The sequence below is a fragment of the Thalassospira sp. MCCC 1A01428 genome (assembly GCF_002115825.1).
Taxonomy (GTDB): Bacteria; Pseudomonadota; Alphaproteobacteria; order Rhodospirillales; family Thalassospiraceae; genus Thalassospira.
Genome location: NZ_JFJZ01000104.1, coordinates 1 through 3,809, shown reverse-complemented (window position 1 = coordinate 3,809; position 3,809 = coordinate 1). Strand labels below are relative to the sequence as shown.

5 protein-coding genes are annotated in these 3,809 nt (G+C 54.8%); 4 read left to right on the top strand and 1 reads right to left on the bottom strand.

The annotated features are described in order from the left end of the window. Nucleotides 1-747: 747 nt before the first annotated feature. Nucleotides 748-1,404, bottom strand: a complete 657-nt coding sequence (locus THS27_RS25875) for a helix-turn-helix domain-containing protein (RefSeq protein ID WP_139835762.1) — start codon at nt 1,402-1,404, stop codon at nt 748-750. Nucleotides 1,405-1,571: 167 nt separating this feature from the next. Between THS27_RS25875 and THS27_RS25870 the strand changes: the two genes are divergently transcribed. From THS27_RS25870 to THS27_RS25855, 4 genes are all read left to right on the top strand, one after another. Further along, complete coding sequence (locus tag THS27_RS25870; RefSeq protein WP_085595849.1) at nt 1,572-1,838, top strand: hypothetical protein; 267 nt, start codon at nt 1,572-1,574, stop codon at nt 1,836-1,838. Nucleotides 1,839-1,881: 43 nt separating this feature from the next. Continuing rightward, complete coding sequence (locus tag THS27_RS25865) at nt 1,882-2,400, top strand: hypothetical protein (RefSeq protein ID WP_085595847.1); 519 nt, start codon at nt 1,882-1,884, stop codon at nt 2,398-2,400. Next, on the top strand, nt 2,397-2,717 hold the full coding sequence (locus THS27_RS25860) for a hypothetical protein (protein WP_085595845.1): 321 nt from the start codon (nt 2,397-2,399) through the stop codon (nt 2,715-2,717). Before THS27_RS25865 ends, THS27_RS25860 begins: the two co-directional genes overlap by 4 nt. An 85-nt stretch (nt 2,718-2,802) precedes the next feature. Continuing rightward, on the top strand, nt 2,803-3,687 hold the full coding sequence (locus tag THS27_RS25855; RefSeq protein WP_085595843.1) for a hypothetical protein: 885 nt from the start codon (nt 2,803-2,805) through the stop codon (nt 3,685-3,687). Nucleotides 3,688-3,809: the final 122 nt, after the last annotated feature.

Genomic DNA, 3,809 nt, shown 5'->3' with positions numbered 1-3,809 from the left:
CGAAATTCCGACCTTTTAAATATGCCCGTGAGGCATATTTAGACCTTTGACTTGGTGCGCACTGGGCTGAAAATTCAGCCCAGTTCATAATTTCACGGGGATTGCCACCGGCTCAAAATTGAGCCGGTGGTTCCGAGCCAGACAATTAATGGCGCCGTGTTTTACCGGCTCAATTTTGAGCCAGTAATCGACGAGTTTTACCGCCTCAATTTTGAGGAGGTAAAACTCGAATATGAACTGGGCTGAATTTTCAGCCCGGCGCATACTAAGTCAAAGGTCTAAATACGCCTCTCGGGCGCATTTAAAAGGTCCTATATTCGGACCTTTTGAAGATCGGCAAACTGTAAACAACGCTCGACGCAATTTTGCGCTCAGTGGCTGGATATATTAAATCTGCCTGATGGTCAGGTTTTGTGCGGCCTTGATGTGAGTGTAAACCTGTGTGAGGCACAGGTTTACAGGCGCGGGCAGCAAGGAGTTTTGTCGGCTCAATTTTGAGCCCACATCGCAAACAGTTCAAATGCCGAACGGGGGAAGCCGGAACGAACGGCTGAATTATGAGCACTGTCGGAAAATCTGCTACTGCTTTCTCATGACGCAATTTTGCGTTATGCAATCATTTCAAGGTCTTATGTCGGCGCAATTTTGCGCCCACATCGCAAACAGTCAAAAGCCAATTGGCGGAAATGGTATTGCCGGGCTGAAATGCAGCGACGCGTTTTACCAACGCAATTTTGCGTCGGTAATCTAGCCATTGATCAAGATGTTAACTACGCGTGCGATTTTGGTTATATTGGCATCGGCAATGGTTATTTTCTGGACCGGATCGGCGTAACATCCGCCGGTGAAGCCACGCCCTGGGCTGTTTTCAAAGCACCGCATTATGTGTATTTCGCCATCGGTATCGACCACCACGGCTTCGTCGCCTGCTCCGACCGGGTCATTTGGGTCTGCCAGCAGAATTTCGCGCATTCGTATGCGTGGCATCATGTCCGTATTAGGCATGCGAACGGCAAAAATATCACCGGTTAATGCCATTTGTGCGGTAACTTCGATATAGCCAACCGGGTACGTTGTCATGAACAGCCGTCCACGTTCGGCACGCCCGAAAACGGGGGCAGTGTGCGGTGATTGTGTCTGTTGTGCGGATTCTTCTGGTGCCGTCCGTGCAGGTGTATGTCCTGACGGCTTTACCGCGCCAAAGATTTCCTCAATTGGAAGCCCATAGGCTTCGGCGATTTTCAGTTTATTTTCAAGTTTAAGATCGCGAGTGTTGCCGTTTTTGTACTGGCGCAGTCCAGCTTCTGAAATGCCCGCCTTCGTGGCCACCGACAGCATGCTTTTCTTGGGGTGGGTGAGCCACGCAATGAAATTCCTGCGTTGCTGCTCGATGGGGTCATGCATCCGGAAAATTCCATTTTTAGCGTAAGTTTCTGCGATTTTTTCGCAGGGCGCGCCATTCTGCACATTCCCCTCCGTATTCATAATAGTGTTTAATTGCGAATTCGTGTTGACATTGGTTCAAAAACACGAATATGTTCGTGGCATCATCAAACGGAAAGGAAGCTGATATGTCGATTGATCACAATCTGAATCGTATTCGGGCATGGCGTCGTCACAAGGGCTTTGCGATTTATCGTTTGGCCACGCTGGCAGGGGTCAACGAGGCCGCTATTCGCAAAATGGATATGCCGGGCTGGAACCCGACGGCGAATACCATCCGCAAGTTTGAAGCGGTCATTCCCCCTGAATTTATGCTTGCGGCCAATCAGAACGATGCCGATTCAGACAAAGGCCGCTGCGCCGGGGCGGATGACGGGGCCAGCGCAGCGGCCTGACCGCTTCACAGTTTCAACCTGCTTCATATCGGGATGTATTTTTATGCGAAAAATTGCACCAATTGCCCATGACGCGCTGCAAGCCGAATTTACATCGGCGTTTCGGCAGGTTGTCGGTACCTATCAGTCTGAAAACAAGGCGGTGACGGTGCGTGATTTGGCTGTGGCGACGGGGATTAAACAGCGCACCCTTGAAGCCTATCGCGACGGCGAAATGGTGCCGCGTACGGTGGTGATGCTGCACTTGATGGCGGCGTTGCCGGGCAGTTTTACCAACCGCGTTCTGGCGCTGGCCGGGATGGGGGATGCGCGCAAAATGGCCGGATCGCAGATTGATTTGCATTGCATTGCCGCCCAGGTGGCCGGGTTTGTGGCGACCCATAGCGAGCATATGCGTGACGGGCGGCTGGACCACCGGGAAGTGGCGGCGGAAATTGAACTGGCCCGCGCCATGCACAGCACCCTTGGTGATTTCATTGCCAGTAATGGCAAGGGTGGCGCGCCCGCTGTATCTGGAACGGTTGCGCCGTTTCCGGCATCGGGCAAGGCAGGTGCGGCATGACGCGGAACCCAAACAAAAAGCCGACCCATCCGCCCCGGAATTTGAACCCGGCATTTGTGGCAGAGAAGGTTAAGCCCCGCCTGACACATGCAGAGCGCAATGACAGGCTGATTGATGCCTGCAAAAAGCAAATCGCTTGGATGATTTCAAAGACCAACGACCCGGCCCTGCCGCGTGAAACCACCCCGGATGAATATATTGCCATGTGCATGGCAATGACCCGTGCGCAGCGGTGCGCTTTGGCACCGGACCCGGCGGCGGTTGTGGCCTTTGCCCGTGCCGTGCGAGCGGCTGAAACCGGGGAGGTTTCGAAATGAGCCGGTTTTTTACCCAGCCTGATGATGACGGGTTTAACCCGTTCGGGTCTGGCCCGGTGCCGATTGGACCGCGAAAGGGGGCGTCATGAAAGCAGCCCTTAAATATGGTGCGCCGCTGGCGTCTGATATGCGGTTGGCCGGGGTTGGTCTTGCGGCCAATGATGTGGCACGGTTGCCGGTGCCTGGTGCGCTGCGCCGGGGGTTGCGTGAGGTATCGCGTGACGTGGTGCCGCGTCGCAAGTTTGACCTGTTCTGGGCGGTCGAGCGCGCCTTTTTCCCGCGCTATTTCTGGGCCGTTGCTGTCGGGATGCTGGATGACGGCGAAGCGGACGACCGGGCGGTGATTGCTGAATTTCGGGCCGATATGGAAGAATGGGCCGATTTGATGTTGCCTGGTCAGTTTTATGATTTTCGCCGTGAAATCGATGGTCTTGCCAATATTACCATGGCGGTGATGATGGATCGCCAGATTGGCGGGGATGGTGGCTGGAAAACATCGCGGCTGATGATGGTGGGATACGGGTTGTGCCAGTTGGCCGATGCCCATGCCGTTGATGCCATGTTTACCACCCGGTTTGCCAAGGTTTTGAACCGGATGGCCGAACAGCATTATTTCATCAATGCCGATGAAATGCGGGCGTGCGAGCCTGCCGCGCACAAGTCGCTGCGCAAGGTGATTGCCGCGCTTAAGGGCCGGGGGCGTTTTTTGTGGCTGCCCGATTATAGCGAGGCCCGGCATTTTGACGGTGCCAGCTATGCCCATGCCGACCATATCGCAAACCGGTTTGAATGGCAGGTGATGGATTGCGACACGGGCAAGCCGGTTTCGTTTGTGCGCGAAGTTAACACCGCCGAGGGCTGGCTTGTTCGCCTGGTGGTCGGGCGCGATGGGCGGTTTGTGCATGGGGCTGATGGCGCAATTTCCACCGAAAAGCTGGTCGGCAATTTCCGCATTGAGCGGGGGTTGTGATGGCGCTGGTTCAACGTGACGGGATTGTGCGGGATTTTTTAAGCCGGTCGGTTGTGCCCTGTGGGCACGGGTTTCGGCGTGTCGCTGTGCGCAAGACTGGTGCGGTTGATGTGCCACCATCG